The sequence below is a fragment of the Longitalea arenae genome (assembly GCF_016924755.1).
GTDB classification, from domain to species: Bacteria; Bacteroidota; Bacteroidia; order Chitinophagales; family Chitinophagaceae; genus Niastella; species Niastella arenae.
Map to the genome: position 1 here is coordinate 33,180 of NZ_JAFFJX010000018.1, position 20,539 is coordinate 53,718.

Genomic DNA, 20,539 nt, shown 5'->3' on the forward strand with positions numbered 1-20,539 from the left:
CGGTTGTTTTAATGGTTCCTGAAATAATTACTGTTGACCAATAAACTCCAATACCTTACCGGTAATAAACTGGAGTTGTTCCACGCTTAATTCGGTATGCATAGGAAGGGATATTACGCGTTCGGTGAGCCAGTCGGTAGTTTTCAACTCAATTTTGGCACCACCAAAAGCCTCGAACATTTTCTGGCGATGAGCCGGTACGGGATAATAGATCATGGACGGAATACCATGGCCAGCCAAAAACTGGTGAAGGGCATCACGGTCAACACCCTGGAGCAACAAAGTATATTGATGGAAAACGTGGTTGCTGTAAGGCGCTCTGTAAGGAACCGTGATCTTCGGGTTGCCGGCAAAAGCTTTGTCGTAAAAATCAGCAGCGCTGCGGCGTGCTTCAATATATTCATCGAGGTGCGGCAGCTTCACATTTAATATAGCGGCCTGTATGGTATCGAGCCGGCTGTTGCAGCCAACGCGTTCATGGTAATATCTTTTTTTCATGCCGTGGTTGGCAATCATACGCAAAACTTCAGCCAGCTGGTCATCGTTGGTAAAAATGGCGCCGCCATCACCAAAGCAGCCCAGGTTCTTCGAGGGGAAAAAAGAAGTGGTGCCAATCGTACCCAATGTGCCGGTCTTTTTGGTGGTGCCATCGCTCAGGGTTATATCCCCACCGATCGCCTGTGCATTGTCTTCAATGACTGCAATCTTATGCCGGCTGGCAATTTCCAGAATGGCTTCCATGTTGGCAGCCTGTCCATATAAATGAACCGGGATGATGGCTTTTGTTTTAGGCGTAATGGCCTTTTCAATAGCTACGGGATCAATACAGAATGTTTTGGCATCTACCTCTACAAACACCGGTTTCAATTGCAGCAGGGCAATTACTTCGGTAGTGGCAATGAAAGTAAAAGAGGGGGTGATCACTTCGTCGCCGGGCTGCAGGTCCAATGCCATTAAGGCTATCTGCAGGGCGTCTGTTCCATTGGCACAGGGAATAACATGCTTTACGCCCAGGTATTTACTCAAGCCGGCAGCAAAGTCCTGAACCGCTTTTCCATGAATGAAAGCGGTGCTGTTTATTACGTCTGCAATAGCTGCATCTACCTCAGGTTTTATCTTTGCGTACTGCTGCTTGAGATCAACCATCTGAATGGGCTGCATATCAATTCCTTTTTTTAAATTAAATGGGCACAAACGTACTGCAAAAAAATGGAGTGAGCAAGCCTATCCGAAAGCGGAATGCCCTGAAACAGCGCATACATAACCATATGCAGATTTATTGTGGTGTATATTCAGTGCCCCGTGAAATCTGTTTTTCTTCGGTTAACTTCTATAAAACCGCTAATTTGCCCTTTTTGTCAATTCTGGCGATAAAAACGACATTTGTTCTCTGAATTCAAATTATTACCGTGCACCTGTTTATTTATAATATCTTTTTGTTTTTATACTCAATCGGCATCCGTATTACTTCACTCTGGAATCCCAAGGCCCGTTTATGGCTCAATGGCCGGGAGGATATCTGGCTGAAATTACAGAACGCGGAAGGCCTGAGGCGGAAGACCGAAGGCGAAAGGCAGAAAGCGGCAGGCGAAGGTAAAACCGCGGGCCCCCACTCGCCGCTTGCCACTAGCCACGCGCCCCAGGGCCACTCCCCGCTTGTGTGGATGCATTGCTCTTCCCTGGGTGAATTTGAACAGGGCCGGCCGGTGCTGGAGGCCATCAGACGGCAATATCCGAACGCGAGGGTTTTACTGACCTTCTTCTCCCCCAGCGGTTATGAAGTTCGTAAAAATAATTCCGGCGCTGATTATGTATTATACCTGCCCATGGATTCCAAAACCAATGCCCGCAGGTTCATCAACCTCGTACAACCCGACCTGGTGGTTTGGATCAAATACGAATACTGGTTCTATTACTTAACAGAATTGAAGAAAAAGCAGATCCCGCTGCTGCTGGTATCCGGCATCTTTCGGAAAGACCAGCCTTTTTTTAAATGGTATGGCCGGTTGCACTGGTACATGCTGGAAAGCTTCAATCACCTCTTTGTACAAACCCCGGCCAGTAAACAATTACTGGGCACCATCGGGTTTACCAATAATGTGACCATCAGCGGCGATACGCGGTTCGACCGCGTGGTGCAGATCGCCGAACAGTTTGAACCGGTAGATAAGATCGCTGAATTTTGCGGCGACAGCGCGGTCATTGTGGCTGGCAGCACCTGGCCCGAAGATGAAGAGGAAATGGATCATTATGCGAATAGCCACCCGGAAATAAAATTCATTATCGCACCGCATGAAATAACCGAAGAGCACCTCAAAGAGATAGAGAAATTATTCAAACGCAGTGTACGCTATTCAAAGCTTAGCGTTCCCGGCAGTTCCCCGGTGCCCATTCCACGGAACCGGCAGCTGAATATAGAACCGCCGAATACGCTTATCATTGACAATATCGGCATGTTATCTAAACTGTATAAATATGCTACTATTACCTATGTAGGCGGTGGCTTTGGCGATGATGGCGTACACAATGTACTGGAAGCCGCCGTGTATGGCAAACCGGTGGTATTTGGGCCGGTATATGATAAGTACATCGAAGCTGTTGAACTGGTAGAACAGGGCGGCGCTTTTGTGATTAATACAGCGCTTGAACTGGAAAAAACATGTGATCATTTACTGATGAATACCAGTGCCTGGGAAGCAAGCTGCCAGGCTGCCCGTAATTATGTATATAATAAGAAAGGCGCCACTGACATGGTAATGCATTATATTCAGGAGAACCGTCTTTTGACCAGCTGATAAAAATGGCGGGTGCTTTCTTTGTTCTCATCCCAGCCCAGTTTTACTTTTAATTCCCTTTCGATCCAGTACTGGGCTTCGGGCAGTATGCGAAAACTGTTGATCGTTTTTATACTGCGTTCATACATTACTTCGTCGTTGCGGAAAAGCTCGCTGATGAAGACAAAGCGGTCGTTGATGCCGATCGCCCGGCGCAAGTCGCGAACCGGCGCATCGTTCAGCACATGCGCTACTTCTTTCACCTCTTCTTTTAACTTTTCGTTAAGGGACGCTTCTTTCGAAGCCATCACCTCGTTCAGTTCTTTAACTGCCTGCTGATGGGCCAGGGTAGGAATTTCGCGGAGGGGATCAAACTTCCATCCATTCTCAGCCTTTTGGCTTTCATAATGATGGCCATTGCCATTTTTTTCCACAGGCTGGCTGGCGCCATTCATTTCCACAACCGGTGTTGGCACTACAACCGGTAATTCTTCCGGCGCTTCCTGTACCGCTACCGGTGGTGTTTCTACTACAACGGGTTCGGCCACTGTTTTTGGAGGCGTTTGGGTAGTTTTTTCTTCCCGCTGCTGTATATGCCGGTTCTGATAGCTATGACCATTAGCCGCCGGCATCACCACTGCCACTTTGCTCGAGTTGACAGGCCGGTGAGTGGACGTTGACATCTGTACCAATTCTGTTTCAATTAATTGAGTTGTCACTAATAGTTGAAACGGATCGGCATTTTGTGCAAATTGTTCATTTAATTTGCCAATAAGTTGTGCTAAACGTTCCATAATAAGCGGGTACTTTTTTATGGTTAGAGTTAATTGATTGATGGTTAGAGCTAATTGATAAAGTTAACAATTATTGTACCTATTTCCGTTAACATGTTTATAGAACCTAATATATCGGGTGAACGCCGGGGCAGTATTGAAGTGATTTGCGGGTCTATGTTTTCCGGAAAAACAGAAGAATTGATCCGGAGACTAAAACGGGCAAAGATCGCCAACCTGCGGGTAGAAATCTTTAAGCCTAAGATGGATGTGCGCTATGATGCGCAGAACATCATCTCACATGATGAAAACGCCATTCTCAGTACACCTATTGATAACTCCCAAACCATATTATTATTGCATGGAGATGCCGATGTGATAGGTGTTGATGAGGCTCAATTTTTCGATGATCAGTTACCGGATGTTTGCGACCAGCTGGCCTTAAAGGGTATAAGGGTCATTGTGGCCGGTTTGGACATGGATTATAAGGGTAAACCATTCGGACAAATGCCCTTTCTGTTATCAAAAGCCGATTTTATTACGAAACTGCACGCCATTTGCGTGAAATGCGGTCATATTGCCAATTATTCCTTTCGTAAAAAAGCCGATAAGACCCAGGTGCTGCTCGGCGAAAAAGACATGTACGAACCCAGATGCAGGAAGTGTTATTATGAGTTGACGGGTTGACTGGTAGAAAAGTTAAAAAGTTGAGAAAGTAGAGAAAAGTTAAAAATCTGAGAAAGTGGAAAGTTTAAAAGTTGAGGAAGTGGAAAGTGGAAAAAGAAGAATGCCGGATACAGGAATATCGAAAAAGAGGAATGCCGATAAAGAAATGTGTCGAAAAAGAAGAATGCCGAAAAACAATAACGCGTCCAAAGAATAAAGAACCACAAACCACAAACTACAAACCACAAACGCCTGCTAGTAAGAAAAAGCAACATTAAAACCGAAGACTTGAACCATATACTTACCCTTATTAAAAAAGATATCCTGCTTGAAGTGCGCCAGCAATACACTTTTTACGGGATCCTGCTGTATGTAGCATCTACCATCTTTGTATTGTACCTGGCGATGGGTCAGCCCGAAGAAAAAGTATGGAATGGATTGTTCTGGATGATCCAGCTGTTCATTTGTGTGAATGCGGTCGCCAAGAGTTTTCTGCAGGAAAGTCAGGGCCGCATGCTTTATTTTTATACGGTAGCCGGCGCGCGGGATTTCGTGCTCTCGAAATTATTGTTCAATGCCGGATTAATGGTGGTCATGAGTATTGTGAGCCTGCTCTTATTTCAGTTGCTGATGGGTAATCCCTTACAGAATCCCTTGCGTTTTGTAGGTTTTGTTTGTTTGGGTGGCTGTAGTTTAAGCCTTGTATTTACTTTTCTCGCTGCCATAGCGGCACGCGCCCGCCAGGGCGCAGCCCTGATGGCCATTTTGGGTTTCCCGCTGATCATTCCCCAGGTGCTCCTGCTGATGCGCATGTCGAACACTGCCTTTGCCGATGTCATTCAGGCCGGCCTTTGGCAGATCATTTTGCTGCTCGCAGGTCTTGATGTATTAGTGATCGCCCTGGCAATCATCTTGTTCCCTTTTTTGTGGAAAGACTAAAACAGTCACCGGTTGCCAGTTACCAGTCGCCGGTCGAAGGAGGTCAGCCGTTGCCACTGCCAGTTGGGCGTCGCCGGAAACCGGTAACCGGTAACTGGTAACTAATTTTTGCCGGAGGCCACTTTCATTCACATAACCCGCAGGAAACATAAACAACCTTCTATTTAAGTTCTTTTCCCCTAATTTTGCCCCACCTATTTTGGATCATTGGGTCGTACGATTGCTTTCAGGTACCAGTGATCATTCAACAAACTACAGGACTCTATGCGCCAGTACTGGTGGAAAATACTAAGCATTGTATTACTGATCTATACTTTTATTGCAGGTCTTTTGATCCCCCTTCCGTACGAAACAGCCTATGCCAGCAGTAACCTCTACGAAAGCATGCGCAATTTCTTCTTTCATGTGCCTATGTGGTTCAGCCAGCTGGCTTTAATTACGGTTTCCCTGTATTATTCTATCAAATACCTGCGCAATCCCAATCCCACTTACGACATTTACGCCACCGAATTTGCCCGCACCGGAACGGTCTTGGGTGTGCTCGGTTTGATCACCGGCGCCATTTGGGCCCAATACACCTGGGGGGCAGCATGGAGCAACGATCCAAAACAGATCGGAGCAGCCATTGCCCTCCTGATCTATGTGGCCTATTTTGTATTGCGCAATTCGATGCCTGATATGGATAAAAGAGGCCGGGTGGCGGCAGTTTATAACATATTCGCATATTTTATTTATATCCCCATGATCCTGATCTTACCGCGGCTCACAGAATCACTGCACCCCGGCGGAAAAGGATCTGAAGGAAATCCCGGCCTTGGTGGCAGCAGCCTCGATGCTACTATGCGCCTCGTGTTCTGGCCCGGCGTGCTGGGCTGGATACTTCTGTCTACCTGGATCTCTACCCTCAGGCTGCGCGTTCGATTACTGGAAGAGAAAAAACATTCTGCATAATTTTTAGTATGAAGCAACTAATTGTAACCCTGATCGTTTTATTTTTCCATTTACTGGCGAATGCCCAGGATTCAGTGAACCATGTTGACCAAACGCGTACCGGTTTATATGCTGGCGGCAAGATCTATGTTGTACTGGTGGTAGCCGTTACTATTTTGGTGGGTTTGTTCCTGTACGTGATCCGGCTCGACAGAAAGATCACCAAACTGGAGAAGAACGGTTAATGGTTAGTAGTAAGTAGCGAGTAGGATTGCTCACAAACTTATGTGCCGCCTGACCAAATTTATTTGAAAAGAATTGTTGGTGATGAGGTTCAGATGATCTTTTACGACGGTAGCTACTGTTGTTTGAATTTAACGAAGTAAATGAATCCGGTGGAGTGAATGCGGTTGAGTCGCACCAACCACCAGCCATTTACCAATAACTTGTCATATACTGCTCAATACATAAACAAAAACAGCTAGTCATGTCAGATTACAGTTTTTTTGGCGCGGTGGAAAAGAGCTTCGATAAAGCCGCGCAATTCACCACCTGGGATCCCGGCATCCTGGAACAGATCAAACAATGCAATGCCGTATACCGCATGCATTTCCCGGTTAAAATTGGCGATAAGATCGAAGTGATCAAAGCTTATCGCGTGCAACACTCTCATCACAAACTGCCTTGTAAAGGCGGGATTCGTTTTGCCCTGTCAGTAAACCTCGATGAGGTAATGGCCCTTGCCGCCCTCATGACCTACAAATGCGCCATTGTGAATGTGCCATTTGCCGGCGCTAAAGGAGGTATCACCATCGATCCCAAAAAATATACGCCGTATGAACTCGAAAAGATCACCCGGCGCTATACATCAGAATTAATTAAGAAGAATTTCATTGGCCCCGGCATCGACGTACCCGCGCCTGACTATGGCACCGGTGAACGCGAAATGGCCTGGATCGTTGACACGTATACGAGCATGCGCCCCGGCGAAATAGATGCACTGGGTTGTGTAACAGGGAAACCTGTTACCCAGGGTGGCGTCCGTGGCCGCCGGGAAGCGACCGGACTGGGTGTTTTCTTTGGCCTGCGTGAAGTATGTTCCATGAAAGATGTGATGGACAAACTGGGTTTACCGGTTGGTGTGGCAGGCAAACGTGTAGTGGTACAGGGATTGGGCAATGTAGGTTATCATACCGCCAAATTCTTCCAGGACCATGGGGCTAAGATCGTAGGCTTAAGTGAATACGAAGGCGCTATCTTCAACCTAGATGGACTGGATATTGATAAAGTGGTTGAGCACCGCAAAACCAAAGGTTCTATCCTCAACTTTCCCGGCAGCACCAATTTTGCCAAGAATACCGATGCGCTGGAAATGGAATGTGATATCCTCATTCCGGCAGCACTGGAGGCCGTGGTCACCGGTCAGAATGCCCCCAATGTAAAAGCCAAGATCATCGGTGAAGCTGCAAATGGACCGCTCACGCCGGAGGCAGATGAGATCTTCGCTAAAAGAGGCATCCTGGTGGTACCCGATATGTACCTCAATGCCGGCGGTGTAACTGTATCGTATTTTGAATGGCTGAAAAACCTTAGCCATGTGCGTTATGGCCGGATGGAAAAACGATTTACAGAAAACCTGAACACCCATATACTCGGTCAAATCGAAGAGTTGACCGGCAAAAAAGTAAATGGCAAAGAAAAAGAATTGATCCTGCATGGTCCCGAAGAGGTGGATCTGGTTCGCAGTGGATTGGAGGAGACCATGATCACCGCTACCCGTGAGATCATGGAGGTATGGAAAAGCAATCCGCAAATCCCCGATATGCGTACAGCCGCCTACGTGGTAGCCATCAATAAAGTAGGTACCAGCTATGCTGAGCTGGGTATCTTCCCGTAAAGCTGACTAAGTCATTACTCGAAAGCTCCCATCCCTACCGGGTGGGAGCTTTTATTTTACTTATAAATCAATGATTATCAAAATAAATACATTTTACATTTTTAATACATGAACCATTTAACCAGAACCTGATCTGTTGTATCATAGCATTAAATATCAAAATTGATTTGGACGATTGTTACCCCATAAAGACTTTACCCAACAACTCGCTGCTAACTACCTTCGAAACAGACTTATATTCTGAACCCCCTCCACCACTGGATAGAATTTTTCTTTTTCAGGTCTTACTTATACAAGTCCTGGTCCTTGATATAATCAATGCCATTCTCTTTCAGATACCCAATGCCCCATTCACTGATAAAAGTATATAAAGGCGACAGCGATCTTCCGAAACCGGTTAAACGGTATTCAACCCGGTAAGGCTTTTCAGAAAGCACTTTCTTTTCAATTAGTTTATCCCGCTCCAGTTCCTTTAACTGCTGGCTTAACATTTTCTCCGATACGCCCGGCAGGTTATCCCGGATCTCACTGAACCCTTTTTTCTCGAACTGATGCAGATGCGATAATATCAGCAGCTTCCACTTACCGCCAATAAAATGGAGGGTTACATCAACGGGGCAGGTAAAAGTTTTATCGTGGAGTTTGATCATAGGAAAACTGTTTCTGCAAATTACTAAAGAAACTGCCGGCCGGGCTTACTTTCCGGTAAGTTATTGTTTGCCCCAATGATAGCCGCTAACTTGAACGCCCAAAATCAAAAGCGTATGAGATTTCTAACCTGTCTTCTTTTTTTAACAGCAACACTCATGGTAAATTCCACTTGTGCACAAAACAATAACAAACATATGGAAACGAAAAAGGATCATTCCGTTGAGATCATCCGGTATAATCTTGCCACCGGTCAGCAAAAGGATTTTGAACAGGCCTATACCAATGCAGGCAAATACCTGAAAGCATCCCCCTATTGTTTGGGTTATAAAATCATTCATGGTAAGGAAGAACCCAACCGGTATATCGTGATCATTCACTGGACCTCGATGGAGGATCATTTGAATGGTTTTAGAAAAAGCGCCGACTTTATGCCTTTTCTCAGCCTGGTAAGGCCATTTTATAATAACATCGATGAAATGAAACATTACGAAAACACGACGATCGAATGGACTAAAGAATAATCACAAAACCGTGCCGGGTGCAAAACCCTGGCACGGTTAACTATTTAATTATTTCCCTGCTTATCTTCTGGTTTTGCCGCTTCCCCAAATAACACATCCTTATACTTGTTATACAAAAAAGACATCACCAGTAACAACACACCGAGTGAAATAAAGGATACTGTTTTGGTGATAGTGCCCGAACCGGCCAGGTCATACAGGAACAACTTGATCAATGTAACCAGGAAAAGCGTTATGGCGGCCAGCCGCAAATGTTTTTGTTTTCCTCGAATGCCCAGCACGATCAGCATCATGGCGTACAACCCCCACAGAATGCTCAATCCAAGTTTATACTGTTTGTCGGCGCCTGAAGCGGCCGTCCAGCACAGGTATTCTGCACTTACAAAAGCCAACACCATCCCATATACGAGAAGCGTATATGCTTTTTTTACCACCGGTTCCTGTACAAATTCCCTGGTGGCCTGCTGGCCGGTATAAAGCAGCACCGCGGTAATGGCCATAAGAATATAGCGGCTCAAAAAATCAAGCGGACCAAAGCTTCCCCAGCCTTTCTGGAAATAAACCCGCGTGAGTTCGTTCAGCAACGGCAGGGCCTGCGCCACTACAATGATCATCATTAAAGCAAGACCGGCAAGGGAGGATATTCCGAGCAACTTACTGCCCACCCATCGCTGATTGATCATCATCAGCGTGATCGTAAATACCATCGAATACAACAAGAGTACGATAAATGCAAAGGCGCTAACAGGGCTGTTCCATACCCCATAGAACACATCATAAACGGGCCCCGGTTTTTCCAGCTGCCTGAAATACCCATTGATCTCGATGTGAAAAATAAAATAGGCCGTGATTATGAAAACAGCGGGCAGCAAATAATTATAAAACCGAAGGTATAAACTGCCAGGTGCTAAAACCGACCGGTATTTTTTATGGCGATCATAATAGATGATCGCCGCCTGGGCTGCCGCTATCAGCAAACCGGTGACAAACACAATATTTATAAAAGGATTAATAGCCCCCTTATCGGGAAAAGTAAAGTCTCTTGTATGTTGAAACCAGTCATGCACCAGGCTTAAAAAGCTCAAAACAGCCAGCCCCGCTCCCAGCATTTCATAAGCCGGGGCCTGCCGGGTACGGCCGATCACAAATACCAATACCGCCTCGGCTGTCCATAATAGCGTGACCCAGTTGCCATCGAGCTGCACCGGCACCGCAATGGTACCAAACACGATCACCAATCCCAGGATGAGGTAGTACAGCGACCGGTCGGCCAGCTCTAAACGCCGGATCAACTGGCTCACTGTTAAATGAATGCCCGCATTCACAATAGTGAAGAGCCCGGCATAATTGCTGCTGGCATCCTGGGTAATGAGATCATAGCCAAAACCGTAGAAAATAAAAGCATTGCTTAGCAGGATCAACAGATCAGAAAAACCATACTGTTCTCTTTTTATGATCTTATAGCCCAGGAAAGTGGCATAAAAGATCAGAAAGAAAACAGAAAGGTAGGTCCATGCAATGAATGTATGATCTGCATACCGGAAGTTGAAAATATACCAGCTGATATAAATGATCCAGGTAAGTATAAATGCCGAATAGAACAAGGACTTCCAGTATTTGCGCAGTGAAACGAGGAGTATACCCGTGTTGATGAAGGCCACATAAGCAAAGAAAACGGCATAACGGCCGGAATTATCGCTTAACAAAAATGGAATGGCGTAAGCACCCACCTGCGCCAGGTGGGCAATGATAACCCGGTTGTATAAGAATGCCGCATATACGGTACCTGCAGTTACCACCAGCATCAGGGCGAAAGCAGCCAGTTGCGGCATCAACTGGTAAAAACTGTATGCGGTATAGGTAATGAAATACATTACTGCCAGTCCGCCCCCCATTAACACACTGCTATAGGCCTCATATTTTTTCTTTAGCCATAGCGCAACGCCGATCAATGCGGCTCCGGCAAGATAGCCATTGATGACCCGGATCAGCGGGCTTACCATATTATGTTCTATGGCGTATTTGGCGCCAATGAAAATACCGATAATAGTAACCAGTATGCCTACCTTGCTGGCGACATTCTTGCCGATGAATTCTTCAAAAGAGGAGCTGGAGCGGGATCGGGGTGCAGAAGTTCTTGCCGGTGGGCGCGGCGGAGCCGGCGGTTGAGCAAGCGCCCGGTGAGGCGCCTCAATGACTTCAATGACCTCTACCGTTTTTACCTCGACTTGTTCGCCGGAAGGAGCCCCAGGTGAACGATCATTTATTGACAGCTTTAATGCATGCAGTTCATCGATCAATTGTACCAGCTGTTCACTAATGGCAGTTTGTTGCCGCGATAACTCCTGAATACGGCGGGTCAGCGCTTCAATTTTCTCATGGATCTTTTCATCCATAAACGAGTTATTGGTTGCGCTAAAGAAAGCATAAAAAGCGTTAATAACAACTTAAATTCCAAAGGCTGGCAAGGACTCAAGCATTTGCAGCTGGTTGTTTTTTCTAATATATGCAAAACAGGCCGATCCATTGGTGATCACCAGGTAAGGAACCGGTACAGCCATGTTATAGCGCAATACCTGCTGCAACACCTCATCGCTCAAAGGCACTTCCATGCCCTTACATTCCACCATCAGCCAGGGCTTATGCTGGCCATCATAGATGAGAATATCGAACCTTTTCCTTAACTCCCCGAGCCTGATCTCTTTTTCAACGGCCGTTAAGGCAGCCGGATATTTTTTCACCTGTAATAAATACTGCAGAAAATTCTGGCGCACCCATTCTTCAGGAGTTAAGCGCAACCATTGCCGGCGGCATTCATCAAAAATAAATTCTTTCTCTTCTTCCTTTTTTAAACGGAATGGGAAAGAAGGATACTCAATCCTGATCATGGCATCAAAACTACTATTTGTTATACAGAAGGCGCAAGTTATAAACTACCGGCTTTACTATTTGTTATTACTAAAAAACTGCTCGTTTTGCCTAAAATAAACGAAATTTATTGATGAACCTAACTGAAGCGCAACCCCACCTGCACGGCAATCCCTGCCGGGATAACGATTGACCCAATAAAAAGAAGGAAATAATAAGATGAAAACAAAAGAAGAAATAGTTAAGAACTGGCTGCCCCGTTACACCGGAGAAACCCTGGACAATTTTGGTGAATACATCCTGCTTACCAATTTCAGCAACTATGTAAAGATGTTTGCCGAATGGAACGATGTTCCCATTACCGGCATCGACCGTCCCATGCAATGCGCTACTGCAGAAAATATCACCATCATCAATTTCGGAATGGGTAGCCCCACGGCGGCTACCGTAATGGACCTCCTGACCGCCATTGAACCCAAAGCCACTTTGTTCCTGGGTAAATGCGGGGGACTCAAAAAACGCAATAATATCGGCGACCTTATTTTACCCATTGCAGCTATCCGGGGCGAAGGTACTTCCAATGACTATTTTCCACCCGAAGTTCCCGCTCTGCCGGCATTCGCCCTGCAAAAAGCGGTGTCTACGACTATTCGTGACTATGGGGTCGACTACTGGACGGGCACCGTATACTCTACCAACCGCCGGGTTTGGGAGCATGACGACCATTTCAAGGAATACCTGCAAAAGATCAGGGCAATGGCCATAGATATGGAAACCGCCACCATCTTTTCAGTAGGCTTTTATAATAAGATCCCTACGGGCGCGCTCTTACTGGTAAGCGATTCGCCCATGGTGCCGGAAGGCGTCAAAACCGAGGAAAGCGACAAAAAGGTTACCGCCAATTTTGTAGAACGGCATGTACGCATTGGCATCGATTCGTTGAAACAGCTGATCAATGATGGGCTAACGGTACGCCATCTTAAGTTTTAAGTTCACAGTTATTCAGTTATTCAAACTCACTTTATTTAACTGAATAACTTATAAACTCAGGAACTGAATAACTAAGGAACTCTATACACCGGGTACTTCATATGATCCGGTTCAAAGTAGGGAGAATTCCTGTAAACGAAATCGAGTTGGGCCGAAGCGCTTTTGGCAAACACCGAATCGCTGGCCCGTTTTTCATCCAATTGCTTTTTAAGTTCCGGGTGTTCATGCAGGTATTGGGCCGCCAAGTCTTCAAACGCATAAGGACTGTACCCTTCTTTGCGGCTCAGGATGGCATCAAAATAATTCCAGGCAAAGTAAGAATCATCGGCCTGCGGTTCCAGCACCGTTACCAGAAAACGATCCGCTTCCTGGTTCAATGGAATGTAATAATCTCCTTTTCTGCAATGTACTAACTGCTTCTTTTTACTCACCACCACCTCGGTATTCAGGTGGTGCATTTCGTATTGCCGGGGCAGGGTCTTGTAGTCTTCAATGCGATATACTTCCACGGTGATGCTGGTATCTTTTGATAAGGGCACCATCCGCACCTTGTTTAGCTTCAACAGCTCGATCACCTTCCACCAGCCCTGGGGAACGATATAGGCAGCAGGTTTTTGAATAGTGGTTTTGGGTATATAAAAGTTATAGTAAGGCAATTGCTTCTCATAGGGTTTGGTTCTGTCGTAATAAAGCCTGGGCAGTCCCGATACCTCGCTGTTCTTATAACCGGCCTCATAACCTTTAAAAAGCACCTGTTCCTGACGGCTGGTATCCAGTTTCCAGCTGACGGGGAAAGCGCCGGCCGCCCGGTCATTATTTTTAGCCTCGGTTCGTAATTGTTTGATGGCAGCACTGTTCACCGATGTGAACGCTATGAACGATTCCATCAGCGCATAGGTAGCTTTTACCCGCTGGTCGTAGGGTTTTAGCATATGCGTTTCTGGCACGAACGCAAAACTATGCCACAAGGTGGCATAACCGCTGCTGTAACGCGGGCCATCGAAATAGGCGGTTAAACCGGCATCCGGCGTATTACCGGCAAAATCAACATAGGGCACCAGGTCGTAGCCCTTTTCCTTCATCAGTTTGTACAAGCCGGGCTCAAAGCGGTCATGCAAATATTCCCCCATTACACCGCCCATTTTAGAATGCTGGGTGGCCAGCAGCGTCATCACATGCTGGTAATCGGCCCCGTTGCTTACATGGTTATCGATGAACACATCGGGATCGCATTCGTGAAAGATAGCGGCAAAGGAGCGGGCTTCTTTGGAATCGCATTTTATGAAGTCGCGGTTAAGATCGAGGTTCTGAGAATTTCCGCGCGAACCAAAGGCGGCCGGGCCGTTCTGATCGGCGCGGTACCAGGGACTGCGGTTCAAACAGCCGCCAATATTATATACCGGGATAATGGCCAGCACTACATTCGCCGGCAGCTTTATCTTTTGGGTCACCATGTCACGCACCAGCAGCATGCTGGCGTCGATGCCATCGGGTTCACCAGGGTGAATGCCGTTATTGATGAGAATGATGCGTTTATTCTTCCGGCGCAGGCTGGCCAGGTCGAAATCGCCGTCGCCTGACACTACTACCAGGTGCAGGGGAAAACCGGCATCGGAGGGGCCCATGGTGCGCATTTTTACCAAAGCAGAGCGGCTGTCGAGTTTTTGCCACCAGCTGATGATCTCCTGGTAAGTGGGCGTTTCTCTGCCCTGGCTTTGCTCGAATTTGGTGAGAATCGACTGGCTGAAAAGAGAAAATGGGAATAGAATAAGTAGCAATATTCTCATAGTGTGGCTGTTAGGGGCTAAATATAAGGAATGTTAGCAGTTAGCGGGTACCAGTTAACGGGGAAGGCGGTAGCAAGTGGGCAGCGGTAAATATGCCCTCCCATAGCACTGAGATAGCTCTGGAATAGCTCTAGGATAGCTCTGGAATAGCTCATACGCACAAGCTTTTGTGCAGTTACCTGGAGCTTTTCCGTACAATACCCTGAACTATTATTCTACTATTTGGGTACAATTCCGCTACCGTAACGATATCACCGGCGCTCGATCTTCTACCTTCCGGCGGCTGACCTCTTCCAACGGCTGATCTTGGCTTCCGGCTTCTGACCCTGGCCTTGGGTTCCAACTTCCGGCTTCCGGCCTCGATTTCGGGAAATAAAAAAACCTCCCGCGCGAACGGGAGGAAAAAACAAAAAAAATAATATTATTCGAGATAATTGTAATTCGCTATGGGACTCAACAGAGAGACCTCAGCCAATTACCACTTATTTCGCAAGGGTATTGATCTTTTTAGCCAGCTTGCTTTTCAGGTTAGCGGCTTTATTCTTATGGATAATACCTCTTTTAGCTAATTTATCTATCATAGAAGCTACTTCAGGGAATTCTTTGGTAGCCTCAGTGCCAGTCTTGAGTGCTTTCAGATCACGGATGGCATTACGGGTAGTTTTACCGTAATACTTATTTCTTTCACGTCTTTTAGCGGCTTGACGCACGTCTTTTTTGGTAGCCTTATGATTTGCCATTTCGTTCCAAAGTTTAAATCCGAATAATTTTCGGGGATGCAAAGGTAACAATTTGCACCACAAAAAGAAAAATAAAACGGTAAAAATCTTGACGCATCACCGTTTTTCATGAAATACAGCCGGTTAGCTTGTGCCAGTTGGCAGTTCGCAGTTGAAGTTGGCAGTTACCAACTCCAATTACCGGCGGAGCAATAGCAAGGTTGCAAATTTTCAGGAACTTTACAAGGCAAAACATCCGCCCCTTGCAGGTTTTAGCGGCCTGCCCTTGTTTATAGTGTCAAAAAACACAAATTCAGATAATTTGGCTTCCGTTCCTACCTTTTTTGACCGATATTTGTACCCCGATTTTAAATAACTCAATACACTTTAAGTTTCAATTGCATCCTCATGAAGGATTTTTCGTATATCACCAGTTCCCACCCGGCCTTTATTGAAAACCTGTATCAGGATTTCTTACGAGACCCAAACAGTGTTGATCCCGACCTGAAAAAATTTTTTGAAGGATTTGACTTTGCCGTGGGACAAGGCAAAAACGGGACAAACGGTACCGCAACAACAGCCCCCGAAACAAGCGGCGCCACTGCCGAAAGTTTCGACTGGAAAAAAGAAGTAGGCGCCTACCGCCTCATTCTCGGTTACCGCAACAAAGGCCACCTGATTGCTAAAACCAATCCCATCCGTCCGCGTAAGGACCGGGGCGCAAACCTCGACCTTGGGTTCTTTGGTTTTACCGAAGCTGATCTCGATAAAACCTTTAATGCAGGCAATATGATCGGGCTGGGTACCACTACCCTGCGCAACATTTTGCAGCACCTGCAAAAGACCTATGCATCGCATGTAGGTATCGAGTTCAAATATATCAGCGATCAAAAGAAAGTTGACTGGCTTACCAATGAAATGGAACGGAACTTCACCCGGCCATTACCCATCAACAAGAAAAAACGCATCCTGGAAAAACTGAACCAGGGCGTTATCTTCGAAAAATTCCTTCACACCAAATATATCGGTCAAAAACGTTTCTCACTGGAAGGTGGTGAAACCACTATAGCCGCCCTCGACGAGATCATTACCACGGCCGCCAATAACGACGTACAGGAAGTAGTGATCGGTATGGCCCACCGCGGCCGCCTGAACGTTCTGGCCAACATCATGGGTAAAACCTATGAGCAGATCTTCAGTGAATTTGAAGGCACCGCCAAACTCGACCAAACCATGGGTAGCGGCGACGTAAAATACCACATGGGTTATGGCAGTGAAGTGCAAACAGCCGATGGCAAGACCATTCACCTGAAGCTGATGCCCAACCCATCGCACCTGGAAGCCGTTGACCCCGTAGTGGTTGGCTTCGCCCGGGCAAAAGCCGATGTATTGTACAAAAGTGATTTCGACAAAATATTACCCATACTCATCCACGGTGACGCCTCTGTTGCCGGCCAGGGTGTGGTATACGAAGTGCTGCAGATGAGCGACCTCGACGGTTACTATACCGGCGGTACCATTCACTTCGTGATCAATAACCAGATCGGTTTCACCACCGACTTTGAAGATGCCCGCAGCTCCGATTACTGTACTTCACTGGCCGCCATGATACAGGCGCCCGTATTACACGTAAACGGCGATGATGCAGAAGCGGTAGTGAAATGCGTTGAAATAGCCACCCGCTACCGCCAGGAATTCAATTCAGATGTGTTCATCGATATGGTTTGTTACCGCCGCCATGGCCACAATGAAGGCGACGATCCGAAATTCACCCAGCCGCATCTTTACCAGCTGATCGAAAAACACGCCAACCCGCGGGAAGTGTACACCAACTACCTGCTCGAGAACGGCGAACCGGATGCGAAAGACCTGGCCAAGGAAATGGAAAAGAAATTCTGGGCCGACCTGCAGGAACGCCTCGATGAAATAAAGCAGAATCCCCTTCCCTACCATTACCAGCAGCCGGAATTGGACTGGAAGAGCCTGCGCAAGGCCACTGAAGACGATTTCGACAAATCGCCTGATACCGCCATCGATGAAGCCAGCTTCAAAAAAGTATTCGAAGCCCTCATGAAATGGCCCGCCGATTTCAAACCATTGAAAAAGGTAGAAAAGATCATCCAGGATAAAGTAAAATTATATAACGACGAAGGCAAGATCGACTGGGCAACCGGAGAATTGCTGGCTTACGGCAGCCTTTTACTCGAAGGCAAGGATGTGCGCATGAGCGGACAGGATGTACGCCGCGGCACTTTCTCGCACCGCCACGCTGTACTGCGCGACGAAAATACCGACAAAGCGTACAGCAGGTTGAGCCAGATCCCCGATGCCAAAGGCGAATTCAGGATATACAACTCTTTACTGAGCGAATATGGCGTACTGGGTTTTGAGTACGGTTACGCGCTGGCCAACCCCAATGCCCTGGTATTATGGGAAGCCCAGTTCGGCGATTTCTGTAACGGCGCCCAAACCATGATCGACCAGTTCATTTCGGCCGGAGAGCAAAAATGGAACCGCATGAACGGCGTCACCATGTTATTGCCCCACGGTTATGAAGGACAGGGTCCCGAACATAGCAGCGCCCGCATGGAACGCTTTTTACAAATGTGCGCCGAACAAAATATGGTGATCACCAATATCACCACGGCTGCCAACTTCTTCCACGCCCTGCGCCGCCAGCTGGCATGGCCTTTCCGCAAACCATTGATCAACTTCTCACCCAAAGCCAACCTGCGTCATGCCGGCACTTATTCGGCCACCCGGGAGTTCACCAGCGGCGGATTCAAGGAAGTGATCGACGATACCTTTGCAGACGATGCCGGCCGGGTACGGAAAGTATTATTCTGCAGCGGTAAAGTTTATTTCGACCTCGCAGAACGCCAGCAAAAAGAAAACAAGAAAGATACCGCCATTGTACGGCTTGAACAGTTATATCCTTTACCTGTTAAACAACTGGAAGAACTGTACCGCAAATACAATAAGGCCACCTGGTTCTGGGTTCAGGAAGAACCGCTGAACATGGGCGCCGCCTCCTTCCTGCAAATGAACCTGAAGAGCATCAACTACGGCGTGATCAGCCGCCAGCCAAGCGCTGCCACCGCTACCGGTTATGCCAAAGTACATGCACAGGAACAGGCAGAGATCATTGAAACAGCATTTTCAATATAAGCAGAGGGTAGAAGATAGAAGATCCGGCAGCATAAGATCAGTCATTAATTTCAAATGTGGTGAGCTATTCACCATTCACCATTGACGATAAATAAGAAACGTTTTTTATGATAGATATAAAAGTTCCGACAGTTGGAGAATCCATTAGCGAGGTTACTTTATTAAAATGGGTAAAGAACAGTGGAGATTATGTTGAACGTGATGAAGTGATCGCTGAACTGGAAAGCGAAAAAGCCACTTTTGAAGTAAACGCTGAAAAAGCAGGCGTTTTGAAACAATCCGCCCAGGAAGGCGATACCCTTCAAATTGGCGACGTACTGGCTACTATTGATGAATCAGCAGCCAAACCAGAGAAAGCAGACTCCAACGGAACGCCGGCTAAAGAAACAAAGTCAGAAGCCGGAGGGCAGAAGCCCCAGGCTCCTGCTACGCAGACCTCTCAGGCGCCTGTAACAGCTGTATCTAATGATGTAAAAGCGACCCCGGTCGCTGCTGCCATCATTGCCGATAAAAAAGTTGATCCCAAATCAGTTACGCCAAGCGGATTCAGCGGTAAGATCGTAAAGAACGATGTACTGGCCGCCCTCTCCAATCCCGGTAAAGTGACCGGCGGTAAACCGCTGTTCAGCCGCGATGAAAGAAGGGAGAAAATGAGCCAGCTGCGCAAGACCATCAGCCGCCGCCTGGTAGAAGCTAAAAATACAACGGCCATGCTCACTACCTTCAATGAGGTAGACATGAGCCGCATCATGGAGATCCGCAGCAAGTTCAAAGATAAATTCAAGGAAGCCCATGGCGTAAACCTCGGTTTCATGAGCTTTTTTGCCAAAGCCTGCGCCATCGCATTACAGGAATGGCCTGCAGTGAACGCCTATATCGACGGCGATCAGCTGGTTTACCATGACTATGCCGATATTTCTGTAGCCGTATCTACCCCCCGCGGCCTGACCGTTCCCGTTATCCGCAATGTAGAAAGCCTCAGCATGGCCGAGATCGAGAAGAAAGTGATAGAACTGGCCGGTAAAGCAAGAGACAACAAATTATCAATGGAGGAGCTCACCGGTGGCACCTTCACCATTACCAACGGTGGGGTGTTTGGCTCCTTAATGAGCACGCCCATCATCAACCTGCCCCAAAGCGCCATCCTGGGCATGCACAAGATCCAGGAGCGCCCGATGGCCATTAACGGACAGGTAGTTATTAAACCCATGATGTACCTGGCTTTAAGTTATGACCACCGCATTATCGATGGCCGTGAGTCTGTAAGCTTCCTGGTGCGCGTAAAAGAATTGCTCGAAAATCCCGAGCTCTTATTGTTTGGAAAGGATCCGGTTAAGACTTTGTTGGAACTGTAAAATCAATTGGCAATTCGCAATTGGTAAAAATACAAAGAGCTCCTGCAAAACAGGGGCTCTCTCGTTTATTGGAGTCAATGGTCAATGGTCAATGGGCAGTTGGCAATGGGCAAAAATACAAGAGCTCCTGCACAAACAGGGGTTTATAGCGGTCAATGGGCAATGGGCAGTTGGCAATGGGCAAAAATACAAGAGCTCCTGCACAAACAGGGGCTCTCTCGTTTATCGCGGTCAATGGTGAATGGGCAATGTTGAATGGCTCGTCAATTTGTCAAATTAATAAGCGACTTTAAACCGCTGCTTTTGGGCTTCATTGCCTCTGTGTCTTTTTGCCTCCTCGCCTTTTTGCCTTTTGTCGCCTTTTCGCCTCTATGCCTTCTTGCCTTTCCTAGTTGCCGATTTACCTCTGTGCCTTGTTGCCTCTGTGCCTTGTTACCTTTTGCCTTCTCGCCTCCTCGCCTTGTTGCCTCTTTGCCGTTTTGCCGCCTTTCCTTGTTGCCT

At 47.0% G+C, this 20,539-nt stretch carries 17 protein-coding genes; 10 read left to right on the forward strand and 7 right to left on the reverse strand.

Going from position 1 to position 20,539, the window contains the following annotated elements; all coding sequences use genetic code 11:
• Positions 1-27: 27 nt before the first annotated feature.
• On the reverse strand, positions 28-1,161 hold the full coding sequence (locus JT717_RS24345) for a DegT/DnrJ/EryC1/StrS family aminotransferase (RefSeq protein WP_205513653.1): 1,134 nt from the start codon (positions 1,159-1,161) through the stop codon (positions 28-30).
• 248 nt (positions 1,162-1,409) lie between these two features.
• Between JT717_RS24345 and JT717_RS24350 the strand changes: the two genes are divergently transcribed.
• Positions 1,410-2,795 carry a 3-deoxy-D-manno-octulosonic acid transferase gene (locus JT717_RS24350; RefSeq protein WP_205513654.1) on the forward strand — a complete coding sequence of 462 codons (1,386 nt, stop codon included), beginning with the start codon at positions 1,410-1,412 and terminating at the stop codon, positions 2,793-2,795.
• Here the strand turns inward: JT717_RS24350 and JT717_RS24355 are convergent.
• A complete protein-coding gene (locus JT717_RS24355) occupies positions 2,768-3,457 on the reverse strand; it encodes a DUF8457 domain-containing protein (RefSeq protein ID WP_205513655.1) in 690 nt (229 codons plus the stop codon). The two genes, JT717_RS24350 and JT717_RS24355, sit on opposite strands and share 28 nt — an antisense overlap.
• 204 nt (positions 3,458-3,661) lie before the next feature.
• On the opposite strand from JT717_RS24355, the gene JT717_RS24360 reads away from it, so the two are divergent.
• From JT717_RS24360 to JT717_RS24380, 5 genes are all read left to right on the forward strand, one after another.
• Positions 3,662-4,234, forward strand: coding sequence for a thymidine kinase (locus JT717_RS24360; protein ID WP_205513656.1), 573 nt, complete (start codon positions 3,662-3,664; stop codon positions 4,232-4,234).
• Between the two features lie 267 nt (positions 4,235-4,501).
• On the forward strand, positions 4,502-5,152 hold the full coding sequence (locus JT717_RS24365; RefSeq protein ID WP_205513657.1) for a heme exporter protein CcmB: 651 nt from the start codon (positions 4,502-4,504) through the stop codon (positions 5,150-5,152).
• Positions 5,153-5,416: 264 nt separating this feature from the next.
• Positions 5,417-6,103 (forward strand): cytochrome c biogenesis protein CcsA, encoded by a 687-nt coding sequence (gene ccsA, locus JT717_RS24370; protein WP_205513658.1) that lies wholly within the window; start codon positions 5,417-5,419, stop codon positions 6,101-6,103.
• Between the two features lie 8 nt (positions 6,104-6,111).
• Positions 6,112-6,327, forward strand: coding sequence for a CcmD family protein (locus tag JT717_RS24375; RefSeq protein ID WP_205513659.1), 216 nt, complete (start codon positions 6,112-6,114; stop codon positions 6,325-6,327).
• A 242-nt stretch (positions 6,328-6,569) separates the two neighbouring features.
• Positions 6,570-7,979, forward strand: coding sequence for a Glu/Leu/Phe/Val family dehydrogenase (locus JT717_RS24380; RefSeq protein ID WP_205513660.1), 1,410 nt, complete (start codon positions 6,570-6,572; stop codon positions 7,977-7,979).
• Positions 7,980-8,263: 284 nt separating this feature from the next.
• Here the strand turns inward: JT717_RS24380 and JT717_RS24385 are convergent, their stop codons facing one another.
• Positions 8,264-8,629: a winged helix-turn-helix transcriptional regulator gene (locus tag JT717_RS24385; RefSeq protein WP_205513661.1), complete on the reverse strand. Its 366-nt coding sequence runs from the start codon at positions 8,627-8,629 to the stop codon at positions 8,264-8,266.
• Between the two features lie 195 nt (positions 8,630-8,824).
• Here JT717_RS24385 and JT717_RS24390 point away from each other — a divergent pair, with 195 nt between their 5' ends.
• Positions 8,825-9,151: an antibiotic biosynthesis monooxygenase family protein gene (locus JT717_RS24390; protein ID WP_205513662.1), complete on the forward strand. Its 327-nt coding sequence runs from the start codon at positions 8,825-8,827 to the stop codon at positions 9,149-9,151.
• Between the two features lie 44 nt (positions 9,152-9,195).
• On the opposite strand, the gene JT717_RS24395 is transcribed toward JT717_RS24390, so the two are convergent.
• Together JT717_RS24395 and JT717_RS24400 are read right to left on the reverse strand one after the other, a co-directional pair.
• Positions 9,196-11,547 carry a DUF2339 domain-containing protein gene (locus tag JT717_RS24395; protein ID WP_205513663.1) on the reverse strand — a complete coding sequence of 784 codons (2,352 nt, stop codon included), beginning with the start codon at positions 11,545-11,547 and terminating at the stop codon, positions 9,196-9,198.
• Positions 11,548-11,598: 51 nt separating this feature from the next.
• Positions 11,599-12,039, reverse strand: a complete 441-nt coding sequence (locus JT717_RS24400) for a type I restriction enzyme HsdR N-terminal domain-containing protein (RefSeq protein ID WP_240348399.1) — start codon at positions 12,037-12,039, stop codon at positions 11,599-11,601.
• A 199-nt stretch (positions 12,040-12,238) separates the two neighbouring features.
• On the opposite strand from JT717_RS24400, the gene JT717_RS24405 reads away from it, so the two are divergent.
• Positions 12,239-13,009: an AMP nucleosidase gene (locus tag JT717_RS24405; protein WP_205513664.1), complete on the forward strand. Its 771-nt coding sequence runs from the start codon at positions 12,239-12,241 to the stop codon at positions 13,007-13,009.
• A 71-nt stretch (positions 13,010-13,080) separates the two neighbouring features.
• On the opposite strand, the gene JT717_RS24410 is transcribed toward JT717_RS24405, so the two are convergent.
• Positions 13,081-14,796 carry a M14 family metallopeptidase gene (locus tag JT717_RS24410; protein ID WP_205513665.1) on the reverse strand — a complete coding sequence of 572 codons (1,716 nt, stop codon included), beginning with the start codon at positions 14,794-14,796 and terminating at the stop codon, positions 13,081-13,083.
• A 482-nt stretch (positions 14,797-15,278) separates the two neighbouring features.
• The gene (gene rpsT, locus JT717_RS24415; RefSeq protein ID WP_205513666.1) at positions 15,279-15,536 is read right to left on the reverse strand and encodes a 30S ribosomal protein S20; all 258 of its coding nucleotides are present in this window, start codon (positions 15,534-15,536) and stop codon (positions 15,279-15,281) included.
• Positions 15,537-15,923: 387 nt separating this feature from the next.
• Here rpsT and JT717_RS24420 point away from each other — a divergent pair, with 387 nt between their 5' ends.
• Both JT717_RS24420 and odhB read left to right on the forward strand, forming a co-directional pair.
• A complete protein-coding gene (locus tag JT717_RS24420) occupies positions 15,924-18,683 on the forward strand; it encodes a 2-oxoglutarate dehydrogenase E1 component (RefSeq protein ID WP_205513667.1) in 2,760 nt (919 codons plus the stop codon).
• 107 nt (positions 18,684-18,790) lie between these two features.
• A complete protein-coding gene (gene odhB, locus JT717_RS24425) occupies positions 18,791-20,038 on the forward strand; it encodes a 2-oxoglutarate dehydrogenase complex dihydrolipoyllysine-residue succinyltransferase (protein WP_205513668.1) in 1,248 nt (415 codons plus the stop codon).
• Positions 20,039-20,539 lie beyond the last annotated feature (501 nt).